Genomic DNA, 21,320 nt, shown 5'->3' on the forward strand with positions numbered 1-21,320 from the left:
GTTTCGGGGCTGGCGCGAGTGGCGGAATTGGTAGACGCGCACGGTTCAGGTCCGTGTGCTGGAAACGGCGTGGGGGTTCAAGTCCCCCCTCGCGCACCAGGCGAAAACAGGAAAGGCCCCGGAGGAATCCGGGGCCTTTCCTGTTTCCTCCGAGTCGTCCGCGGTTCGCGGCTGTCAGGCCCGGTCGGCGTCCGTCGTGTGGTCGGCATCCGGCCGGGAGGCACGGCCCGGCCCCGACACGCCGGTTCCGTCGAACCCGTGGTCGGCTCTCCGTCCTTGCTGCGAGGCGAAGAACGGGCGCGCGCTGGGCAGGAAGAGCAGGACCGCGGCGACGACCGACAGCGCGATCGTCAGGACCGCGAGTTCGCCGCCGGTGAGGCTCAGGACCGCGCGGAAGGCCGCGACGACGACGAGCACGATGCGCGCGACGCGGGAGCCTCCGGCCATCCGGAACACCGCCCACGTCACCAGGGCCCAGAGCGCCAGGGCGACGATCCCGGCGAGGACCGGTGCCTGGCCGACCGCGGCGTCCGTCGCGAAGAACTGGAGCACGGTGGCGACGACGCAGGCTGCCACCCACACCAGCCACAGCACGAAGGACACGGTGACCACCTGCGGCCGGTCCGGTCGTCGGAGGATGAACGTCCTGGTCATGCTGCACCGCCCTCTGCCGCTCCCTGGTGCGGCACGTCGAGCGTACCGAGCGGACGGAGACCTGCCGAGGTGCCCCGCTACGGTGACCGGGTGACCGACGAACGCACGACCGCCCCTCGTCCCGGTGTCGACGTCCCCGACGACCGCGGTCGCATCGGACTCGACGCGGTGGGCCGTGCCCTCGACCGCAACCCCGACGTCGTCGTGCAGGACGTCGAGGTGGTGTCGAACGGCTGGCACGTGCTCCGCCGCACGACCCTCGACGTCCGGCGCCGTGACGGTCGGTGGGACCGGCAGCAGCGCGAGACCTACGACCGCGGCAACGGTGCGACGGTCCTCCCGTACGACGCCGAGCGCGGCACCGTCCTGCTCACGCGGCAGTTCCGGTGGCCGGCGTACGTGAACGGACACCCGGACGGCATGTTGATCGAGGCCGCGGCGGGACTGCTCGACGAGGACGACCCCGAGACCGCGGTGCGGCGTGAAGCGGTCGAGGAGCTCGGCATCCGGCTCGGTGCGCTCGAGCACCTGGGCGACGTGTTCATGAGCCCCGGTTCGGTCACCGAGCGGGTGCACTTCTCCCTCGGCGCGTACACCCCGGCCGACCGGGTCGAGGCCGGTGGTGGCGTGGAGGACGAGGGCGAGGACATCGAGGTGCTCGAGGTGCAGCTCGACGAGGCGCTCGCGATGGTGGCGGACGGTCGGATCGCCGACGGCAAGACGATCATGCTGCTGCAGTGGGTGGCGCTGCGGCGGGTGTCACCCCGACAGGGCTGACCCGTCCAGGCCCACCGCTCGCGCGATCGTCGTGCGGACCAGGCCCTCGCGGGTCGGGCGGTCGAGGTAGTCGACCAGGGCGTACCCGTTGGTGGCGTCGACGAGCGCGAAGAGCAGGCGTCCGACGCCGTCCGGGTCGTCGGTGTGCAGCACCTCCGCGCGCACCCCGTCGACGACGACCGTGGTCGCGAGGAGCTGCCAGTCGTCCATGACGTCCCGTGCCGCAGTCGCCAGTGCCGCGTTCGTGCGGCCGATGCTCCACGCGTCGGCCCACAGGGTGGCGACGTCGTCGCGGGCGGGATCGGCGATGCAGTCGAGCAGGGCGCGGAGGCCGGAGACGGGGCCGGGCGCAGCTGCGACGATCGCGCGGACCTCGGCGACCTCGGCCACCGCGACGGTGCGGAACGTCTCGCCGACCAGGTCCTCCATGCTCGGGCGGTAGTGGGCGACGAGCGAGGGCGCGACCCCGATCACGGCGGCGACCCCGCGGAGCGTCACCGCCGCGAGGCCCTCGGCACGCGCCAGGTCGACGGCGGCCGCCGTGATCTGGGCTTCGCGTTCGGCCGGGCTCAGGCGCCGGCGGGCCGGTGTCGACGGCATCGTCCCACCGTATCCGCGCGTCACGCGCCCTCGACCACGAAGGCTGCCCAGAGGTCGGCCCGGGTCGAGAAGACGGAGAGGTCACGGTCGAGGAGCCGACCGGCGTGCTCCACCCGGGCGCGGGCGGTGTGCCGGTGGATGCCGAGGACCCGTGCGGTGCGGTCGTACTCGCAGTTCTCCTGCAGCCAGGTCCGGACGGTGCCCGTGAGCTCGGTGCCGGCCGTGCGGTCGTGGTCGAGCAGCGGGGCGAGGAACGCGCGGGCGACGGCACCGGCGTCCACGTCGACGTGGGCGAGGTGGGCGAGCACCCCCTCTCGGGCGAGGTCGCCGAACTCGGTGGTGCCCGGGCGTCCTTCACGGCGTCGGTCGAGCGCCTGCACGGCCTCGGTGCGGGCGCGTCCGAACGACCGGTACGCGGCGCCGTCGGACAGGCCGGCGCGCAGGTCGAAGCGGTCGACGAGTTCACCGACGATCCCGGTGTCGTCCGCGTTCACGCAGAGGAACAGGGCGTCGTCGACCGCGAAGAACAGGTGCCCCGGACGGTCCTGCACCCACAGTTCGAGCAGGTCCACCACGGTGTCGAGGTCGTGGTCGGGGACGTCGACGGCCGCGATCCGGACGGGTTCGGCGGGCAGCGGCCCCCACACCTCGCGTGACGTCGCCTGCACCACCTCGGGTTCGCCGACGGACAGCATCGTGAGGAGTCCGGTGCGCAGGAGTCCGCGGGCACGGGCGAGCTCGCGGTTCTGCTGCAGGGCGAGGCTGGCCAGGGCGATCACGGCCGTGACGACCTCGCGTCCGGCCCGGTCGAGGGCTCCGCCGTTCGCGATCGCGAGCACGCCGCTCAGGTGCCCGCCGCTGCCGAGCGTCTGCAGGGTGTACCCGACGCCCCGGTCCGTGGCGACCGGCAGGCTCGCCCGCTGCCCGGAGCGCAGCAGCCGCAGCGCCTCGGTCCGCAGGAGGTCGAGGTCGGCAGCGGGCAGCCCGTCGGCGGGGTGTCCGCGGTCGAGCCGCCCGGAGACGTCGAACAGGCCGACCCACCCGTCGAGCTGCCGGGACAGCTCGGCGATGGTCGCGCCGAGTCCGTCCGGTCGCATCGCGGCGAGCGAGATGGCCCGTTGCGCCGCGAGGGCCCAGGCACCGCGTGCGTTGGCGTCCCGCGCGACCGCTTCGGCGTTGGCCTGCGCGACCGCGATGAAGGAGGTCTCGTAGGGCACCTCGAACAGCGGCAGTCCGTTCCGGGTGCAGGCGGCGACCAGGGCGTCGGGGGTGCCGGCCCGGACCACCTCGGTGCCGAACCCGAGCGCCACGACGCCGCCGTCCACGAGCCGCCGGACGTAGGCCTCGGCGACGTCGTCGCGCACCTCGGCCTCGGCACCGAACTGGGTGCCGGTCGTGAGCAGTCCCTGTCCCTCGGTGAGGAACGGGGTCGGGTCCTCGAGATCCGAGCTGTGCAGCCAGGACAGCGGGGCATCGAGGGCGTGCTCGTCCGCGTCGGTGAGCGGGCGCAGGTGGAGTTCACGCCGGTGCAGCAGGGAGCGCAGCGTTGCGGGCATGGGGTCACCCTATCCATCGGGTCGATCTGGCCGGGGGCCGATGTACGCCGTGGACAGTACGAGTGCGCGGTGGTGGCTCCTACCATCGCGGCATGTCCTCCACCGCAGCGTCCGCGACCCGAGCGACCACCGGCGGCCCCTCGCTGCCCCAGGAGCGACGGCTCGTCACCGCCGTCCCCGGCCCGCGATCGCAGGAGCTGCTCGCCCGGAAGGCCGGTGCCGTCGCGGCCGGGGTCGGCGTCGCCGTGCCCATCGCCGTCGTCGCGGCCGGTGGCGGCGTCGTGGTCGACGCCGACGGCAACTCGTTCGTCGACCTCGGGTCCGGGATCGCCGTGACGTCGGTCGGCAACGCCCACCCCGGCGTGGTCGCTGCGGTCACCGAGCAGGTCGCCGCCTTCACGCACACGTGCTTCACCATCGCCGCCTACGACGGGTACGTCGCCGTCGCCGAGGCACTCAACCGTCTGACCCCCGGCGACCACGAGAAGCGGACGGCGCTGTTCAACTCCGGGGCCGAGGCCGTCGAGAACGCCGTCAAGATCGCCCGGAAGCACACCGGTCGGCAGGCCGTCGTCGTCTTCGACCACGCCTACCACGGCCGCACGAACCTGACGATGGCGCTGACCGCGAAGAACCAGCCCTACAAGAACGGCTTCGGACCGTTCGCACCCGAGGTCTACCGCGTCCCGATGTCGTACCCGTTCCACGACGGGCTGTCGGGGCCCGAGGCGGCGAAGCGTGCGATCAGCCAGATCGAGAAGCAGGTCGGGGCTCTGAACACCGCCGCGGTCCTGATCGAACCGATCCAGGGCGAGGGCGGCTTCGTCGTCCCGGCACCGGGTTTCCTCACCGCACTGTCCGAGTGGGCCACCGCCAACGGCGTCGTGTTCATCGCCGACGAGGTGCAGACCGGGTTCGCCCGCACCGGCGCGATGTTCGCCAGCGAGCACGAGGGGATCGTGCCCGACGTCGTCACGACCGCGAAGGGCATGGCCGGCGGACTCCCGCTGTCCGGTGTGACCGGGCGTGCGGCGATCATGGACTCCGCCCACGTCGGCGGCCTCGGCGGGACGTACGGCGGCAACCCGATCGCCTGCGCCGCAGCCCTCGCGGCCATCGACGCCTTCGAGCACGACGGACTCGTCGAGCGCGCCGGGGCGATCGGCACGGTCCTGCTCGACGCCCTGCGCAGCGCGCAGGCCGACGACCCCCGCATCGGCGACGTCCGCGGCCGCGGTGCGATGGTCGCGATGGAGCTCGTCGACCCCGCCACCGGTGATCCCGACCCCGGGCTCACCGGACGGGTGGTGCAGCACGCGTTCGAGCACGGCGTCATCGCCCTCACGGCCGGCACGTACGGCAACGTCGTGCGCTTCCTGCCGCCGCTGTCGATCGACGACGACCTGCTCCGCGACGGCCTGACCGTCGTCCTCGACGGGCTGGCCGCGTCGTGAGCGCGACGATCCCCGCCACAGCGTGGCCCAGCGTCCCCGACGCCACCGGACCAGCCGCCGAACAGGCGGTGCTCGACCGCGTCCCCACGGGCCTCCTGGTCGACGGTGTCTGGCAGCCGGCGGTCGACGGCGGTACCTTCGCCGTCGTCGACCCTGCGACCGGCGAAACACTCCTGCACATCGCCGACGCCTCGCCCGAGGACGGCCGGAAGGCGCTGGACGCCGCCGTCGCCGCACGGCACGGCTGGGCGACCACGCCCCCGCGGCAGCGCGCCGAGGTGCTGCGCCGCGCCTTCGACCTGCTGCAGGAGCGACGCGAGGAGTTCGCGCTCCTGATGACGCTGGAGATGGGCAAGCCCCTGGCCGAGGCCCGCGGCGAGGTCGCGTACGGCGGCGAGTTCCTCCGCTGGTTCTCGGAGGAAGCGGTCCGGATCGGTGGTTCGTACAGCACCAACCCCGAGGGGACCGGCCGTGCCACCGTCTCGCACAAGCCCGTCGGACCCGCGTTCCTGATCACACCGTGGAACTTCCCGCTGGCGATGGCGACCCGCAAGATCGCACCGGCGCTCGCCGCAGGCTGCACCGTCGTCGTGAAGCCGGCCGAACTGACGCCGCTGACCACCCTGCTGTTCGCCGACCTGCTCGTCGAGGCGGGTGTGCCCGCCGGCGTCGTCAACGTCGTCCCGACCACCCGGGCCGCCGACGTCTCCGCACCCGTGATCGCCGACCGCCGCCTGCGCAAGCTGTCCTTCACGGGTTCCACGGCGGTCGGACGCACACTGCTCGGCCAGGCGGCACAGAACGTGCTCCGGACGAGCATGGAACTCGGCGGCAACGCCCCGTTCCTGGTGTTCGCCGACGCCGACCTCGACCTGGCGGTGGAGGGCGCGCTCGCCGCGAAGTTCCGGAACACCGGCCAGGCCTGCACCGCCGCGAACCGGTTCCTGGTGCACGAGGACGTCGCCGACGAGTTCACCCGCCGGGTCACCGAGCGGGTCGCCGCGATGCGGGTCGGCCGGGGGACCGAGGACGGCGTGGCCATCGGGCCGCTCATCGACGCCCGAGCCGTGGACAAGGCGCACCGCCTGGTCACCGACGCGGTCGAGCGCGGGGCGACGCTCCGGACCGGCGGACACCCGGTCGACGGGCCCGGCACCTTCTACGCACCGACCGTCCTGACCGACGTGCGACCCGGCAGCGCGATCCTCGACGACGAGATCTTCGGGCCGGTGCTCGCGATCCGCACGTTCCGCTCCGAGGACGAGGCCGTGGCCGCCGCGAACGACACCGAGTACGGTCTGGTCGGCTACGCGTTCACCGAGGACCCGGCACGCGGGCAGCGCCTGATGGAGCGGCTCGAGACCGGCATGCTGGGGCTGAACACCGGGGTCGTGTCGAACGCCTCGGCCCCGTTCGGCGGCGTGAAGCAGTCCGGCCTCGGTCGCGAGGGCGGCGGCGAGGGCATCGCCGAGTACCTCGAGACCATGTACACGCTCACCCCGGACCCGTTCCGGCACACCGACAGCACCACGACCGCACAGGGAGCAGCTCGATGATCGAGAAGGACGTCGTCGTCATCGGAGCCGGTGTCGCCGGTCTCACCGCCGCGAACCGCCTGCGGGCCGCCGGCCTGCGGGTCGCCGTGCTCGAGGCCCGCGACCGCGTGGGGGGCCGCACCTGGACGAACGACATCGACGGGGTGACCCTGGAGATCGGCGGGCAGTGGGTCTCGCCCGACCAGACCGCACTGCTCGAGACCCTCGACGAGCTCGGCCTGCAGACCTACGACCGGTACCGCGAGGGCTCCAGCGTCTACATCGACGCCGACGGCACCCGGACCGAGTACACCGGCGACATCTTCCCCCTGCCCGAGGCCACGGCGAACGAGATCGAACGGCTCGTCGCCGTCGTCGACGAGTACGTCGCGAAGGTCGACCCGGCCCGCCCCTGGGAGACCCCGGACGCGGCCGCCCTCGACGAGGTCTCGTTCCGCGCCTGGCTGCACGACCTCAGCCCGGACCGGGTCGCGACCGACAACGTCGAGCTGTTCATCGCCGGCGCGATGCTCACGAAGCCCGCGCACGCGTTCTCGGCGCTGCAGGCCCTGCTGATGGCGGCGTCCGCCGGGAGCTTCACCAACCTGGTCGACGCCGACTTCATCCTCGACAAGCGGGTCGTCGGCGGCATGCAGCAGGTGTCCGAGCGGCTCGCCGAGCGCCTCGGCGACGACGTGCACCTGAACGCTCCGGTCCGGACGCTGCGGTGGGGCGACGACGGGGTCGTCGCGCTCGCCGACGGCGGGATCGAGGTGCACGCCCGACAGGCCCTCGTCGCGGTGCCGCCGCCCCTGTACTCGCGGATCTCGTACGAGCCGCCGCTGCCCCGACGCCAGCACCAGCTGCACCAGCACCTGTCGATGGGCTTCGTGATCAAGGTGCACGCCGTCTACGACCGTCCCTTCTGGCGTGCGGCGGGCCTGTCCGGCACCGCGTTCAGCCCGTACGAGGTCGTGCACGAGGCGTACGACAACACCTCGCACGGTTCGGAGCAGGGGACCCTGGTCGGGTTCGTCTCCGACCAGCACGCCGACGACCTGTTCGCGCTGTCGACCGAGGAACGCCGGGCCCGGGTGCTCGCCTCGCTGGCGCACTACTACGGCGACGAGGCCCTGTCGCCCGTCGTCTACTACGAGAGCGACTGGGGCACCGAGGAGTGGACGCGCGGCGCCTACGCGGCGAGCTTCGACCTGGGCGGGCTCGTCCGCTACGGCGCCGACCAGCGCGCCGCGGTCGGTCCGATCCGGTTCGCCTCGAGCGACCTGGCCGGGCAGGGCTACCAGCACGTCGACGGTGCCGTGCGGATCGGGCGCGAGGTCGCCGAGGAGATCCTGGCGGTCGTTCCACAGCCCACTGCGGCACGGTAATCACCTGGGCCGGTTACGGCTGGGTGCCCCGTCCAGGCGCCGACGCGTACCGTCCGGGCCATGAGTGACGCAGCGAACGGGTCCAGCGACCCCACCAAGGACCAGGAGCAGTACACCGAGGACCTGCCGGACGGGTCGCCCACCGGCGACGCGACGGAGGACCCGCAGCAGGACAGCGACACGGATTCCGGCGGCGAGCCCGCGGACCCGCAGCAGTAGCGGCGACCCACGACGGACGGGAGGCGCGGTGCCAGCTGGCACCGCGCCTCCCGTCCGTCGTGGGGCTGGCTGCAACACACCGGCGTCTTGATCGGACGCCGTCACGTCAGCGAGACGCCGCCGGATTCGGCGGCGTCTCGCGGAGACGCCGGCGTCTCCGCGTCGGTCAGCCGATGCGGATCAGCTTCTTGTTCACGAACTCGTCGGCCCCCAGGGGGCCGAGCTCGCGGCCGAAGCCGCTGCCCCTGACGCCACCGAACGGCAGCTCCGGGCTGTCCGCGCCGACGATGTTCACGTAGACCATGCCGGCCTCGATCCGGTCGGCAACCCGGAGCGCCTGGTCGGCGTCGGTCGTGAACAGGTACGAACCGAGGCCGTACGGGGTGTCGTTGGCCAGGGCGATCGCCTCGTCCTCGTCGGCGACGCGGTACACGGCGGCGACGGGGCCGAAGAACTCCTCGCGGTAGGCGTCGTTGTCCGGTGTGACGTCGGTCAGGATCGTCGGCAGGAAGGCGTTTCCCCGGCGGTCGCCGCCCGTGACGACGGTCGCACCCTGCTCGACGGCGGCAGCGAGCTGTTCCTGCAGCCGGTCGGCCGCGGCCGGGGACGACAACGGACCGAGTTCGGCACCGGGCACGCTCGGATCGGTCGGTTCGACCGCCGACATCGCCGCGGTGAACTTCGCCAGGAACTCGTCGTACAGGCCGTCGACCACCAGGAACCGCTTCGGGGCGTTGCAGACCTGGCCGTTCCCTTCGAGCCGGGTGGTGACGGCGGACTCGACGACGGCGTCCAGGTCGTCGGTGGACAGCACGATGAAGGGGTCGGACCCGCCGAGTTCGAGCACCACCTTCGTCAGGTTCCGGCCGGCGATCTCGGCGACCGCGGCACCGGCGCGCGCCGAACCGGTGAGCGAGACGCCCTGCACGCGCGGGTCGGCGATGACGTCGGCGACCTGGTCGTTCGTCGCGAAGACGTTCGTGTAGGCGCCGTCCGGGAAGCCGGCATCGTGGAAGATCCGCTCGATGGCCAGGGCGGATTCCGGGCACTGCGGTGCGTGCTTCAGCAGCACGGTGTTGCCGATGACCAGGTTCGGTCCGGCGAACCGGGCGATCTGGTAGGCGGGGAAGTTCCACGGCATGATGCCGAGCACGACGCCGATGGAGGCCTTGCGGATGAACGCGGACCCCTCGGACCCGTCAGCCAGGGTGATCGGCTGGTCGGCCAGGAACGCCTCGGCGTGGTCCGCGTAGTAGTCGTAGATGTCGGCGCAGAAGTCGACCTCGCCCTCGGCCTGGTCGATCGGCTTCGCCATCTCGCGCACGATCGTGGCGGCGAGCTCGGCGTGCCGCTCCCGGTACAGGTCCGCGACCCGGTGGAGCAGGGCCGCGCGGTCGGCGACCGTCGTCGTCCGTGACCACTCGGTGTGGGTGCGGTCGGCGGCTGCGACGGCGTCGTGCAGCTCCGCGTCCGTGATGGTCGGGTAGGTCTCGAGGGTCGTGCCCGTGGTGGGGTCGGTGACGGCGTACATGGCGTCCTCTCGTGGTGGCGGTCAGGCCTGGTCGGTCAGCTGCTTGTTCACACCGGTGACGGGCTGGTTCTCGTCGAAGCCCTTCGGTGCGACCCGGAAGCCCTTCGTGATGACGAGCAGGTAGACGAACCCGATCGCCGCCCACACTCCTCCTGCGATCAGGGCGTCGGCATGGAGCTGTGACCAGAGCACCCCGGTCAGGAGCATCGCGACCCCCGGCAGCACGATGTAGCGCCAGCGGTCGCCCGCCGTGTGACGGCGTCCGTTCCGGATCGCGAAGTGCACGATCACGGTGGCGTTGACGAAGGTGAACGCGATGAGCGCGCCGAAGTTGATGTAGGCCGCGATCGTGTCGAGCGAGAAGCTCATCGCCAGCAGGGTGACCGCGCCGACGAAGACGACGTTGAACACCGGGGTGTGCGTACGGGGGGTGCACGTACCCGAAGACCCGCTTCGGCAGCACGTTGTTCCGGCCCATCACCATGAGCATGCGGGCGACGCTGGCGTGCGACGCGAGACCCGAGGCGAGTGCGGCGACGAACCCGGCCGACACCAGGACCGCCTGGAACACCGGACCGCCGACGAGCAGGCCGATCTGGGGGAGCGGGTCGTCGGTGAACTCGCCGAACGGTGCGTTGGTGGGGAAGCGGAGCTGGGCGAAGTAGGCGGAGACCAGGAAGATCGCGCCGCCGAGCAGGACGGTCAGCATGATCGCCTTCGGCATGATGCGGATCGACTTCGCCTCTTCCGTGTACATCGTCACGGCGTCGAACCCGATGAACGAGAAGCACACCACCGTCGCCCCGGTGAGCAGGGCCGACATCGTCACGCCGTCGTGGACGAAGGGTTCGGCGCTGACGATCGTGCCCGCACCGGCACCGTGGGTGAGCTCGATCACGGTGAAGACCACGAACGCGATCATCGCCAGGACCGCACCGATGAGCAGCACCATGTTGAGGTTCGACGTGCCGCGCATCGACAGGCAGATCACCGTCGTCACGAACACCGTGTACACGACGACGGTCACCCACGGGGGCAGCCCCGGGAACACCTGCTCCAGGTAGAGCCGGATGATCAGGGCGTTCACCATCGGCAGCAGCAGGTAGTCGAGCAGTGACGCCCAGCCGACCATGAAGCCGAGGTTCGGGTGCATCGACTCCCGGACGTACGTGTACGCGGAACCGGCCGCGGGGTAGACGCGCACCATCTTCCCGTAGCTGATCGCGGTGAGCGCCATGATGACGAGTGCGATGAGGTACGCGCTCGGCACCGCGCCGTCGGTCTGCCCGGAGACGATGCCGAAGGTGTCGAACACGACCGTCGGGGTCATGTAGCCGAGGCCGAGTCCGACGATCGCCCAGAGCCCGAGGCTCCGCTTCAGCGAGCCGCCGCGCACCGGTGCTGCCGGCGCGGTGACCGCGATCGGTGATGCCATGTGACTTCCCTGCTCTTCGGGGCCGGGCAGCGTCGCCCGGATCAGTTCGGAGCACCATACCGACGGGTCGGCAGTGGGCGGACCGGCCGCGGTGTACAGGTGATCGGCACCCGCTGTACACCGCGGCAGTGGTTCAGGCCACCGGTTGCTGCTGCGTGATGCAGTGCAGCCCGCCGCCGCGCGCGAACACCTGTCGCGCGTCGATCGAGCGGACCCGTCGGCCCGGGTACGCCTCGGCGAGGATGCCCCTGGCGCGGTCGTCAGCGACCGGGTCGCCGAACGCGCAGGCGATCACGGCACCGTTCACCACGACGTGGTTCACGTAGTTCCAGTCCACCGGTCCACCGTCGTCCGACAGCGTCGAGGGGGCGGGCAACTCGATGATCGTCGCGTCGGTCGCCTGCTCGAGCGCACGCCGGATCTGGGGCATGACCAGGTGGTCCGGGTGGCCCGCATCCGGCTGGGCGTGCAGCAGGACCGTGCCCGGGTCGGCGAAGGTCGCCACCATGTCGACGTGCCCCCGGGTGCCGAAGCCGTCGTAGTCGCGCGTCAGACCTCGGGGCAGCCAGATCACCCGTGTGGCGCCGATCGTGCGCGCCAGCTCCAGCTCGACGCGCTCCCGGTCGGCGTACGGGTTCCGGCGCGGGTCGAGCTGCACCGTCTCCGTCACGAGCACGGTGCCGGTGCCGTCGACGTGGATCGCCCCGCCCTCGTTGACGAGCAACGACGGGATCCGTGTGGCTCCCGCAGCACGGGCGACCGTCGCGGCGACCTCGGCGTCACGCGTCCAGGTCGACCACGGGTTCGCCCCCCAGCCGTTGAAGACCCAGTCGACTGCGCCGAGTCGCCCGGTGTCGTCGTCGACGACGAACGTCGGACCGATGTCGCGCATCCAGAAGTCGTCGAGGGGCGCCTCGAGCACGTCCACGCCTGACGACAGCAGGCGACCGGCATCCGCGCGGGCGACCGGGTCCACGACGACGGTCACCGGCTGGTGCTCGCTGATCGTGTTGGCCGTGGTCGCCCACGCCGTGCGCGCGGCCTCGGCACTCGCCGCGTCGTCGCCGAGCGTCAGGCCGGGGCGCGGGAACGCCATCCAGGTGCGTTCCTGCGGAGCCGTCTCGGGAGGCATCACCCACGTCATGCGCGCGCCTCGCGCCCGGCGGTGGCCGGTTCCACGGCCAGGGCCGCGTCGATCGCGTCGCGTGCGCCGTACGCGTGGCGTTGCTCGTCGACGGGGTCGACGAGCCCGGCGTACAGGTCGGGTCGCCGGGTCAGGTAGAAGGGGAACAGCCGGAGCCACTCCGTCCGGGCGTCGAGGTCGAGGTCGGCGACGAGCACCACGCTCGCGTCACGGGGCGCCTCGACGAGCACCCGGCCGAACGGGTCCGAGATGAAGGACGAGCCGTAGAACGTGATGTCGCCCTCGTCACCCCACCGGTTCGGCACGACCATGAACTGCCCGGCGGTGATGCCGTTCGCCACGATCACCCGCTGCCAGATCGGCGCGGTGTCGAAGTCGGGGAAGGTCGGTTCGGAGCCGATCGCCGTCGGGTACACGAGCACCTCGGACCCGGCGACGCCGTATGAACGGGCGACCTCGGGGAACCACTCGTCCCAGCACGTCGGCAGCCCGAGGCGCACGCCGAGTCCGGCGGGCTCGTACACCGGGAAGGCGTCGTCGTCCGTCCCCGGGCGGAAGTACGTGTCCTCGTGGTAGCCGGCGCTGATCGGGATGTGGGTCTTCCGGGTCCGGCCGACCAGGGTGCCGTCGGGCGCGACGAGGACGGCGGTGTTGTACCCGCGCGGGTCGTCGGGCTGGTCGTCGTCATCCGGCCGCTCGTAGAGGGAGGCGTGCACGAACACCCCGTGCTCGATCGCCTGGGCACGGGCGAAGGCAACGGTCGGACCGTCCTGCAGCGACTCGGCGAGGTCCTTCGGGGTCCCGCTCGCCGGGGAGTCGCCCGGGTAGCGGCGCAGCGTCAGTTCGGGCAGGAACACCGCGGTGGCTCCGTGCGCTGCGGCGGTCGCGATGCCGTCGGCGAGCTGGGCCCGGTGCTCGTCCGGGTCGGGGAGCCACCGCACCTGCACGAGGGCGACGCGGAGGGACCGGCGGGGTGCGCCGGTGTCGGCGTGCAGCGGCGACGGGAGCGGGGGTGCGGTGACGACGTCCATGCGCCATTGTTGATCACACGATCAATTACCGCAAGGCCTTCAGCTGATGATGTTGACCGCGCGCGAGATGACCAGTGCCAGCAGGATGAACCCGCTGAGCGCCTGGTAGGCCATGATCATCTTCGCCCGGACGGTCATCGGCATCGTGTCCGTCGGGCTGAACGCCATCATGTTCGTCATCGCCACGTAGAGGTAGTCGAGGTAGACCGGCCGCCAGTCCGCGGTCTTCGGGTCGGTCTCCTGCGGGAACTGGAAGTCTGCCTCGGCACTCGCCCACAGCTCGGGGCGACGCCGTGCCACCGGACCCCCGCGGTCGAGCTCCCAGTAGACGAGCCCGAACACGATGATCGTGCTCACCCAGACCTGCAGCGCGGTGAGCAGCACGGCCGCACCGTCTGCGTGCCCGCCGAGCAGCTCGGTGATGGTCCGGATGACGGTGAGCTGGCTGGCGACGGTGAGCAGGGCCGCCAGCGCGAACGACAGCCAGCGTGACCAGGTGGTCTCGCGCGTCAGACGCCGCGGGTTGAAGACGATGAGCGGGGCGAGCAGCAGGACGCCCAGGACGGGCACCACCCACGACGGGAAGAACAGCACCTCGTCCGGCAGGAACAGGCTCAGCGCCAGGTTCACCAGGACCGCGACGGCGACCGGGGCCCGGTGTTCGTGTCTCGGTCGGGTCCTCGTCGGGGTCACGGAGCGAGTGTCGCACGGGCCGACACCCGCGGGGGTGTGGCGCTCAGGGCGTGGACAGCGGGTCGGCGAGCGAGAGCGACTCGAGCTGGGTGCCGAGCAACCGCCCGGCTGCCCGCAGTCCGGACAGCAGCGCACCGTGCACGGTCGCCGGGTCGTCGCTCCAGGTGGCCTCGCCGGCGAGCTGCACCCGGCCGGACGGGGTGCCGAGCAGGTCGTGGTCGTCGGGTGACGCCCCGACGTGCAGGTACGAGTACGAGCCCCGCGAGAACGGGTCCTCGGCCCACCGGGTGATCCGGAACGCCTCGGGCCGGGGGACGGACGCGCCGAACATCCTCCGCAGCGCCACCACCCCCTCGTCGACGACCATGGCGTCCGGCAGGGTCTCGAGCCGACGGGCTCCGGCACCACCGACCAGGGCAGCGAGCACCGGCGCACCGGTCACCCGGGACATGTCGACCTGGACTTCGGCTGCGTGTGGATCAACACGCACATCCCGATCGTCGCCGAGATGCCGCACGGCGGGTTCAAGCACAGCGGGTACGGCAAGGACCTGTCCCAGTACGGCTTCGACGACTACACCCGCATCAAGCACGTCATGTCCTACATCGGCTGAGGCCGACCACCCCCTGGAGGCACCATGGCAATGACCGGAACGTTCGCCGAATCGGGAGCCGATCTCCGGCTCGACCAGATCACGAAGTCCTTCCCCGGCCACACCGCGGTGGACAGCCTCGACCTGACGGTGCCCGCCGGCTCGTTCTTCGCGTTGCTCGGCCCGTCGGGCTGCGGCAAGACGACGACCCTGCGGCTCGTCGCCGGGCTCGAGGAACCCACGAGCGGCACCATCACCATCGGCGGTCAGGACGTCACCGACACGAAGCCGTACCAGCGGCCCGTCAACACGGTGTTCCAGAACTACGCGCTGTTCCCCCACATGAGCGTGCTCGACAACGTCGCGTTCGGGCTGAAGCGCCGCCGGATCCCGGACCCGATGACGAAGGCCAAGGAAGCGCTGCGGCTCGTCGAGCTCGAGGGGTCGGCGTCGAAGCGGCCCGCCCAGCTCTCCGGCGGCATGCAGCAGCGCGTCGCCCTGGCCCGCGCGATCGTGAACCGGCCGGCCCTGCTGCTGCTTGACGAGCCCCTCGGCGCCCTCGACCTGAAGCTCCGCCACCAGATGCAGCTCGAGCTGAAGACGATCCAGGCCGAGGTCGGACTCACGTTCCTGCACGTCACCCACGACCAGGAAGAGGCGATGACTATGGCCGACACGGTCGCCGTCATGAACGGCGGCCGGATCGAGCAGATGGGCAGCCCGCAGGACCTGTACGAGCTGCCGCGCACCGCGTTCGTCGCGAACTTCCTCGGCCAGTCGAACCTGCTCGAGGGCGAGGTCCGGGGCACCGACGCCGGCCTGCTCGTCGTCGCCACCGCGGCCGGCTCCATCGCGGTGCCGGCCGACCGAGCCGTCGCCACGACCGGTCGCGTCGTCGTCGGCGTCCGGCCCGAGAAGCTCAAGATCCGCACCGCCGAACCGACCCCCGAGGCCGGACGGAACATCCTCGGCCCCGGTCGGGTCGTGGACGTCTCGTTCTCCGGCGTCAGCACCCAGTACTTGGTCGACGTGCCGGGCGCCGGGCGCGTCTCGGTGTTCGCGCAGAACTCGAAGGGCGGGCCGCGGATCGCGACCGGCACCGAGGTCTGGCTCACGTGGGGCGTCGACCACGGGTTCGGCCTGGAGGCGCACCCCGCGTCCGACGCGACCGTCACCACCCAGGACGACCCGGGCCTCCAGGCCGTCCCCGCCACGGCAGGATCGCTCGCGTGACCGGCGCGGTGCCCGGTCCGGACCTGCTGCGGGGGCTGACGTCGGCCCGCGTGAGCCGACGCGGCCTGCTGGCCGGCGGCGGGGCCGCCGCGCTGGCCGCCCTGCTCACCGGCTGCAGCATCAAGGGCTCCGCCGCCGCCGGCGCCGAGGACACCGTCGACTGGGCGGCGTTCTGGAAGGACGCGAAGGCGACCGGCACCCTGAACTTCGCAAACTGGCCGCTGTACATCGACTCCGACCACGGCAAGTCCGAGTCCCTGGCGCTGTTCAAGCAGGAGACGGGGATCGCGGTCGACTACCAGGCGGTCATCCAGGACAACGCGACCTTCTACGCGACCGTCTCACCGATCCTGCGGGCGCACGGTGCGACCGGCTACGACCTCGTCGTCATGACGAACGGGTTCGAGCTGACCCAGATGATCAAGAACGGGTTCGTGTGCGAGCTCGACCACTCGCGGCTGCCGAACTTCGCCGCGAACGCCTCGGACTCCGTCAAGGACCCCATCTACGACCCGGGCAACAAGCACTCCGTCGTCTGGCAGACCGGGTTCACCGGGCTCGCCTACAACCCGAAGTACACCGGGCGGAAGATCACCTCGCTCAAGGACCTGCAGGACCCGGCCTTCAAGGGCCGCATCGGGCTGATGAGCGACAACACCGAACTCGGGTCGCTCGGACTGCTCGCGCTCGGCATCGACCCGGAGACCTCGACGCCCGCCGACTGGCGGAAGGCCCAGGCCTGGCTGCGCGAACTGCGGCCGAGCGTCACCGGCTTCTACGACCAGAGCTACATCAACCGGTTGGAGAACGGCGACACCTGGATCACCCAGGCGTGGTCGGGCGACGTGTTCCAGGCGCAGCAGTCCGGGTTCCCCGACCTGGAGTTCGTCACGCCGGAAGAGGGACAGATGACCTGGCACGACAACATGCTCATCCCACGGCAGGCCGCGAACCCGGTGTCGGCGCTGGAGTGGATGAACTTCTACTACACGCCGAAGGTCGCCGGGATCGTCGAGGACTGGGTCAACTACGTCTGCCCGGTGCCCGCGGCCGAGGACTACGTGCGGGACGAACTCGACGACGCCACCGTGGCGGACAGCCCGCTCGTGTTCCCCTCTGCGGACGTGCTGGAGCAGTCGCACGAGTTCCGGGTGTTCGAGAACTACGACGAGTACTCGGAGTGGAACGGCATCTTCAACGCGGTGGTGCAGTCGTGAGCGCGGTCGGAGTGGCGCCGGGGCTCGCTCCCGGTGGTTCCGCCGGCCCGGCGCCGGTGCGGCGGGGACGCCGTCGGAGCACACCGTTCTTCCTGGCGCTCGTCGGCACCGCGTACCTCTGCGTGTTCTTCGTCATCCCGCTGGTGTCCGGGCTGATCGTCTCGCTCATGACCGGCAACCCGGACGACGGCTACACGTTCACCTGGAACTTCGGGATCTACGGCTCGCTGTTCGTCGACCCGCAGGTGCCCTACCTGACGTTCCTGCTCCGGTCGCTCTGGTACGGCGCCGCCGCCACGATCGCCTGCATCGTCGTCGGGTACCCGGTGGCGTACTTCATCGCGTTCCGGGTGTCCCCGCGGTGGAAGAACCCGCTGCTCATGCTCGTGTTCATCAGCTTCCTGGTGTCGTTCATCATCCGGACCGACATGTGGGCGTTCGTGCTCGCGTCGCAGGGCCCGGTCGTCACGACGCTGCAGGCGCTCGGGCTGGCCGGCAAGGACTTCCACATCCTCGGCACCGGCGGCGCGGTCATCTTCGGCGACGCCTACAACGACCTGGCCTTCATGGTGCTGCCGATCTACGCCGCCCTCGAGCGCATCGACCCACGACTCGGCGAGGCCGCCAACGACCTGTACGCCGGCAAGTTCCGGGCGTTCTGGCACACCACGCTGCCGCTGTCCCGTTCGGGCATCTTCGCCGGGGTGCTGCTCGTCTTCATCGACAGCGTCGGCGACCCGGTGAACTCGGCCCTGCTCGGCGGCACGAACACGTACACGATCGGTCAGGCGATCCAGGACGCCTACTCCGGCAACCAGCAGTACAACGTCGCCGCAGCCCTGTCGACCGTGCTCATGGTCGTGCTCGGCATCATCCTGTTCATCTACGCCCGCGTCTCCGGAACCGACGACCTCGAGGACCTCGTATGACCGCCGTCGCACCGTCCCGATCCGCCGCCGCTCCGGCCTCGCCCGTGATCGGTTCCGTCGCCGGCCGTCCGCGTCGTCACGGGGTGAACCGTCGTGGGCCCTGGCTCGCCATCGTGTACTGGGTGACGATCGCGATCACCCTGGTGCCGATCGTCTACATGATCGTGTACTCGTTCAACGACGCCCCCACCAACCGGCTGTCGTTCGCCTGGAACGGTTTCACGACCTACTGGTACGCGAACCTGGTGAACGTGTCCGGGCTCGGGGCGGCGTTCGTCACCTCGGTGCTCGTCGCGTTCCTCGCCGCCATCGTCTCCGTCGCGATCGGGCTGCCCCTCGCGCTGGCGCTGGAGCGGTACCGGTTCCCGGGTCGCGGAGTCGTGAACACCGTCGTGTTCGCCGACATCGCGGCGCCGTCGATCGTCGTCGGTTCCGCGTCGCTCTCGTTCTTCCTGTCGGTGGGGCTCGGCACCGGGTTCCTGACCGTGCTGATCACGCACGTGGCGTTCGACGTCGCCTACGTGGTCGTGGTGCTGCGGGCTCGGATCGCGGGGACCTCGAGGGCGCTCGAGGAGGCCGCGGGTGACCTCGGGGCGACGCCGTTCCAGGCCTTCCGGCTCGTCACCCTGCCGCTGCTGGCGCCGGGCATGCTCGCCGCCGGGCTGCTGGCGCTGGCGATGTCGATCGACGACTACGTGATCACCTCGTTCGTCGCCGGGCCCGCGGTCACCTTCCCGCTGTTCGTCTACGGCGCCGCGAAGGCCGGGATGCCGCCGCAGGTGCTGTGCTTCGGGACGCTGGTGTTCGCGGTGGGGCTGCTCGTCGCGCTGCTGAACGGGGCGCTCAACCGGCGGCTGGCCCGGACCCGCGGCTGAGCCATCGTCCCTGAACGTGCCGCACCGATCGCGATCGGTGCGGCACGTCCTTGTCTCAGTCCTTCCGGGTCAGGTCGACCAGGAGCCTGGTGAGGTTCACGAGCAAGCCCGCGACCCCCAGCCAGAACACCCGACGCCTGGGCTTGGGATCGGTGTCGTTCGACATCGAGACCACCTCCGGTGTCAGCGCCGGCGGACACGAGGAGCGGTGGACCGGGACGGGCGTGCAATCGAGCCGGAGCGCGATTACACTGGACCCGAGCGTTACGACTCGGGAACGGCTGTTGCCCGTCCCGGCTTTCCACCCGGAGAGCAACTCGAAGCCCATCACCGTCCTACCGGTGGTGGGCTTCATCGTTGCCCTGGGGTCGCTTCCCGGCGGAGACGCGACCCGTTCGGCAAGCCTATGTGGTATTTCAGACCTCCGTCGTGATCAGGGGGCGGTGTCGGCGAGCTGCGGGCCGAGTGCCCGGCGTCGGGCCTGCAGCACGGGGTTGACGGTCGCGACGAGCATGATCAGCAGGCCGATCGCGATCACGAACGGCACCGGTCGGAGCGGGTCGGTCCAGCTCGTCAGGGCGGTGGGGATGCTCGCGAGTGCGAACGGCAGCGCGATGAGCACCGAGGTCACGACGAGCGCGACGGCCTCGAGGACGGCTCCGACGAGTGCGGTCCGGAACGTCCCGCCGGCGACGACGAGCAGGGCGACATCGCGCCGCCGACCCGACGTGGTCATCACGACGGTCGCGGCGCCGGTGAACAGGACGATCAGGACCGGCCCGCCGAAGATCGCCAGGCCGCCCAGGTAGTACGCCGGGGAGTCCCAGACGCCGGCCAGACCGGTGAGCGCGGCGAGCATCACGGCCACGGCGAGCAGTGCGATCGCCGCGTGGCTCCGTGCAGCGTGGAAGCGCAGTGACTCGCGGGCGAGGAACCAGGGGGCCGTCGCCGCGGGCACTGCTGTGGTCCACGCCGAGACCAGCCAACCACACAGCCACGGTGCCGATGTGATGACCAGGCCCATTGCCGGGACGAGGAAGAGCATCGACATCCCGCGTTCGCCGAGCAGCGTCGCGGCGTACATCGCCAGGGAGATGCCGCCGAGGGCGCACGCGGTGACGAGTCGAGCACGGCCGGGGCGCGTCGGCTCGAGCTCGGGCTCCCGGACGGCGAGGAGTGCGGGGGTCCTCGAGGCCGCGCGTGCCGCCCCGAGGGCGCTCAGCAGGACCACGAGGACGAACACCACGAGCGCGAGCATGGTCTCGACGACCCCGAGTCGCGGCTGGAGCGCCGCTGCACCCGGGTTCCGTAGCGGTGCCGACAGGAACGCCATCAGGGCGCCGAGCACGAGCGGCACGAGTGCCAGGGCCGTGGCGAACGCGACGAGGGCCAGCGTCGCGGCCTGGGCGAGCACCACGCGCTCGACGAGTCCGGGACCGATCCCCGCCAGCTGCCAGCGTGCGTGGTCCTGACGCTGCGTCCGGATCGAGAAGCCGACGAGCACGTTCAGGGCACCGATCACCACGATCGCGTTCATCGCCCCGAACACCAGAGCGTGGTTCCGGAGTCCGGCTGCCTCGACGGGGTCGGTGACGGCGGCGGCGGTCGAGACGTCCCCGGCGCAGACCAGGGCGACGAGGGCCGCGAGCACCATCACGACGAAGGCCGCGGTCCACAGACGCCACGACCGCGCCACCTCGGAGAGGACGAGTCGGGCGATCACCGGGACACCGCCTGCAGCACGTCGGCCGCGGTCGGTGCGACGAGTTCGCGGTGCAGACGTCCGTCACGCAGGACGAGCACCCGGTCGCCACGGGCCGCCGCCTCGAGGTCGTGCGTGACCATCACCACGGAGCGCGATCCCGTGGCAGCGCCCTGCAGCAAGGCGAGCACCCTCGCGCCGGACTCGGAGTCGAGGGCACCGGTCGGCTCGTCGGCGAAGACCACGTCGGGGGCCGTGACGATCGTGCGCGCGATCGCCACCCGCTGCTGCTGCCCGCCGGAGAGCTGCCCCGGTCGCTGCCGGGCCACGTCGGACAGGCCGACGGCGGCGAGGGCGTCGTGGACGGCCGACCGATCGAGTGAGCCGGACGCCAGGCGCAGCGGCAGGGCGACGTTGTCGAACGCCGTCAGTGCCGGGATGAGGTTGTACGACTGGAACACGAAACCGAGGTGGTCGCGGCGGAACCGTGCAAGGGCGTCCCCGCGGAGCGTCGCCAGGTCGGTGCCGTCGATGCGGACCGAGCCGGAGCTGGGGGAGTCCAGTCCGGACAGGCACTGCAGCAGGGTGGACTTGCCCGACCCGCTGGGTCCGACGATGGTGACGAACTCGCCACGGGGGACGGACACCGTGATGTCGTCGAGGACGATGGCTTCCCGTTCGCCGGGGCCGCGGAACGAGCGGGACAGCCCGACGGCGGAGATGAGAGAGTTCATCGCGCCAATATATGACATATG

General features: G+C 71.2%; 19 protein-coding genes, 1 tRNA gene and 2 pseudogenes. 11 read left to right on the forward strand and 11 right to left on the reverse strand.

Annotation, left to right across the window (positions count from 1 at the left end; all coding sequences use genetic code 11):
• The first annotated feature begins 12 nt into the window (after positions 1 to 12).
• A tRNA-Leu gene (locus ORG17_RS00115) sits at positions 13 to 99 on the forward strand.
• A 75-nt stretch (positions 100 to 174) separates the two neighbouring features.
• On the opposite strand, the gene ORG17_RS00120 is transcribed toward ORG17_RS00115, so the two are convergent.
• On the reverse strand, positions 175 to 654 hold the full coding sequence (locus tag ORG17_RS00120) for a hypothetical protein (RefSeq protein WP_214526530.1): 480 nt from the start codon (positions 652 to 654) through the stop codon (positions 175 to 177).
• Between the two features lie 90 nt (positions 655 to 744).
• On the opposite strand from ORG17_RS00120, the gene ORG17_RS00125 reads away from it, so the two are divergent.
• A complete protein-coding gene (locus tag ORG17_RS00125) occupies positions 745 to 1,431 on the forward strand; it encodes an NUDIX domain-containing protein (protein ID WP_214526531.1) in 687 nt (228 codons plus the stop codon).
• Here the strand turns inward: ORG17_RS00125 and ORG17_RS00130 are convergent.
• Both ORG17_RS00130 and ORG17_RS00135 read right to left on the reverse strand, forming a co-directional pair.
• Positions 1,414 to 2,031 (reverse strand): TetR/AcrR family transcriptional regulator, encoded by a 618-nt coding sequence (locus ORG17_RS00130; protein ID WP_214526532.1) that lies wholly within the window; start codon positions 2,029 to 2,031, stop codon positions 1,414 to 1,416. The genes ORG17_RS00125 and ORG17_RS00130 overlap by 18 nt on opposite strands.
• Before the next feature lie 20 nt (positions 2,032 to 2,051).
• Positions 2,052 to 3,587, reverse strand: a complete 1,536-nt coding sequence (locus tag ORG17_RS00135; protein ID WP_214526533.1) for a PucR family transcriptional regulator — start codon at positions 3,585 to 3,587, stop codon at positions 2,052 to 2,054.
• Between the two features lie 92 nt (positions 3,588 to 3,679).
• Between ORG17_RS00135 and gabT the strand changes: the two genes are divergently transcribed.
• The 4 genes from gabT to ORG17_RS00155 all read left to right on the forward strand — a co-directional run bounded on the left by gabT (position 3,680) and on the right by ORG17_RS00155 (position 8,183).
• Entirely contained in the window at positions 3,680 to 5,041 is a 1,362-nt protein-coding gene (gene gabT, locus ORG17_RS00140) for a 4-aminobutyrate--2-oxoglutarate transaminase (RefSeq protein ID WP_214526534.1), read from the forward strand.
• 68 nt (positions 5,042 to 5,109) lie between these two features.
• On the forward strand, positions 5,110 to 6,597 hold the full coding sequence (locus ORG17_RS00145; protein ID WP_214526582.1) for an NAD-dependent succinate-semialdehyde dehydrogenase: 1,488 nt from the start codon (positions 5,110 to 5,112) through the stop codon (positions 6,595 to 6,597).
• Positions 6,594 to 7,964 (forward strand): flavin monoamine oxidase family protein, encoded by a 1,371-nt coding sequence (locus tag ORG17_RS00150; protein ID WP_214526535.1) that lies wholly within the window; start codon positions 6,594 to 6,596, stop codon positions 7,962 to 7,964. Before ORG17_RS00145 ends, ORG17_RS00150 begins: the two co-directional genes overlap by 4 nt.
• Before the next feature lie 60 nt (positions 7,965 to 8,024).
• The gene (locus tag ORG17_RS00155) at positions 8,025 to 8,183 is read left to right on the forward strand and encodes a hypothetical protein (protein ID WP_155896911.1); all 159 of its coding nucleotides are present in this window, start codon (positions 8,025 to 8,027) and stop codon (positions 8,181 to 8,183) included.
• A 166-nt stretch (positions 8,184 to 8,349) separates the two neighbouring features.
• Here ORG17_RS00155 and ORG17_RS00160 read toward each other — a convergent pair whose 3' ends face one another.
• The 6 genes and pseudogenes from ORG17_RS00160 to ORG17_RS00185 form a co-directional block, all read right to left on the reverse strand.
• Positions 8,350 to 9,714: an NAD-dependent succinate-semialdehyde dehydrogenase gene (locus ORG17_RS00160; protein WP_214526536.1), complete on the reverse strand. Its 1,365-nt coding sequence runs from the start codon at positions 9,712 to 9,714 to the stop codon at positions 8,350 to 8,352.
• Between the two features lie 21 nt (positions 9,715 to 9,735).
• Positions 9,736 to 11,044: pseudogene (locus ORG17_RS00165) on the reverse strand (APC family permease).
• A gap of 238 nt (positions 11,045 to 11,282) precedes the next feature.
• Positions 11,283 to 12,293, reverse strand: coding sequence for an agmatine deiminase family protein (locus tag ORG17_RS00170; protein ID WP_111057324.1), 1,011 nt, complete (start codon positions 12,291 to 12,293; stop codon positions 11,283 to 11,285).
• Positions 12,290 to 13,324: a nitrilase-related carbon-nitrogen hydrolase gene (locus tag ORG17_RS00175; RefSeq protein WP_214526537.1), complete on the reverse strand. Its 1,035-nt coding sequence runs from the start codon at positions 13,322 to 13,324 to the stop codon at positions 12,290 to 12,292. The genes ORG17_RS00170 and ORG17_RS00175 overlap by 4 nt, the downstream gene beginning before the upstream one ends.
• 39 nt (positions 13,325 to 13,363) lie before the next feature.
• Complete coding sequence (locus ORG17_RS00180; RefSeq protein WP_182064159.1) at positions 13,364 to 14,017, reverse strand: DUF1345 domain-containing protein; 654 nt, start codon at positions 14,015 to 14,017, stop codon at positions 13,364 to 13,366.
• Positions 14,018 to 14,060: 43 nt separating this feature from the next.
• Positions 14,061 to 14,468: a flavin monoamine oxidase family protein gene (locus ORG17_RS00185; protein ID WP_250892225.1), complete on the reverse strand. Its 408-nt coding sequence runs from the start codon at positions 14,466 to 14,468 to the stop codon at positions 14,061 to 14,063.
• 6 nt (positions 14,469 to 14,474) lie between these two features.
• Here ORG17_RS00185 and ORG17_RS00190 point away from each other — a divergent pair.
• From ORG17_RS00190 to ORG17_RS00210, 5 genes and pseudogenes are all read left to right on the forward strand, one after another.
• A pseudogene (locus ORG17_RS00190) lies at positions 14,475 to 14,630 on the forward strand (aldehyde dehydrogenase family protein); the annotation flags it as partial.
• A 30-nt stretch (positions 14,631 to 14,660) separates the two neighbouring features.
• Positions 14,661 to 15,842, forward strand: a complete 1,182-nt coding sequence (locus ORG17_RS00195; RefSeq protein ID WP_372443727.1) for an ABC transporter ATP-binding protein — start codon at positions 14,661 to 14,663, stop codon at positions 15,840 to 15,842.
• Positions 15,839 to 17,059, forward strand: a complete 1,221-nt coding sequence (locus tag ORG17_RS00200; protein ID WP_214524582.1) for an ABC transporter substrate-binding protein — start codon at positions 15,839 to 15,841, stop codon at positions 17,057 to 17,059. The genes ORG17_RS00195 and ORG17_RS00200 overlap by 4 nt, the downstream gene beginning before the upstream one ends.
• Positions 17,056 to 17,988, forward strand: coding sequence for an ABC transporter permease (locus ORG17_RS00205; protein WP_111057317.1), 933 nt, complete (start codon positions 17,056 to 17,058; stop codon positions 17,986 to 17,988). The genes ORG17_RS00200 and ORG17_RS00205 overlap by 4 nt, the downstream gene beginning before the upstream one ends.
• Positions 17,985 to 18,863: an ABC transporter permease gene (locus tag ORG17_RS00210; RefSeq protein WP_214586041.1), complete on the forward strand. Its 879-nt coding sequence runs from the start codon at positions 17,985 to 17,987 to the stop codon at positions 18,861 to 18,863. The genes ORG17_RS00205 and ORG17_RS00210 overlap by 4 nt, the downstream gene beginning before the upstream one ends.
• Before the next feature lie 433 nt (positions 18,864 to 19,296).
• Here ORG17_RS00210 and ORG17_RS00215 read toward each other — a convergent pair whose 3' ends face one another.
• Positions 19,297 to 20,586 carry a hypothetical protein gene (locus ORG17_RS00215; protein ID WP_214526540.1) on the reverse strand — a complete coding sequence of 430 codons (1,290 nt, stop codon included), beginning with the start codon at positions 20,584 to 20,586 and terminating at the stop codon, positions 19,297 to 19,299.
• Positions 20,583 to 21,299, reverse strand: coding sequence for an ABC transporter ATP-binding protein (locus tag ORG17_RS00220; protein ID WP_250892218.1), 717 nt, complete (start codon positions 21,297 to 21,299; stop codon positions 20,583 to 20,585). Before ORG17_RS00220 ends, ORG17_RS00215 begins: the two co-directional genes overlap by 4 nt.
• Positions 21,300 to 21,320: the final 21 nt, after the last annotated feature.

This window comes from Curtobacterium flaccumfaciens pv. betae, assembly GCF_026241855.1.
In the GTDB taxonomy this organism is placed as follows: Bacteria; Actinomycetota; Actinomycetes; order Actinomycetales; family Microbacteriaceae; genus Curtobacterium; species Curtobacterium flaccumfaciens.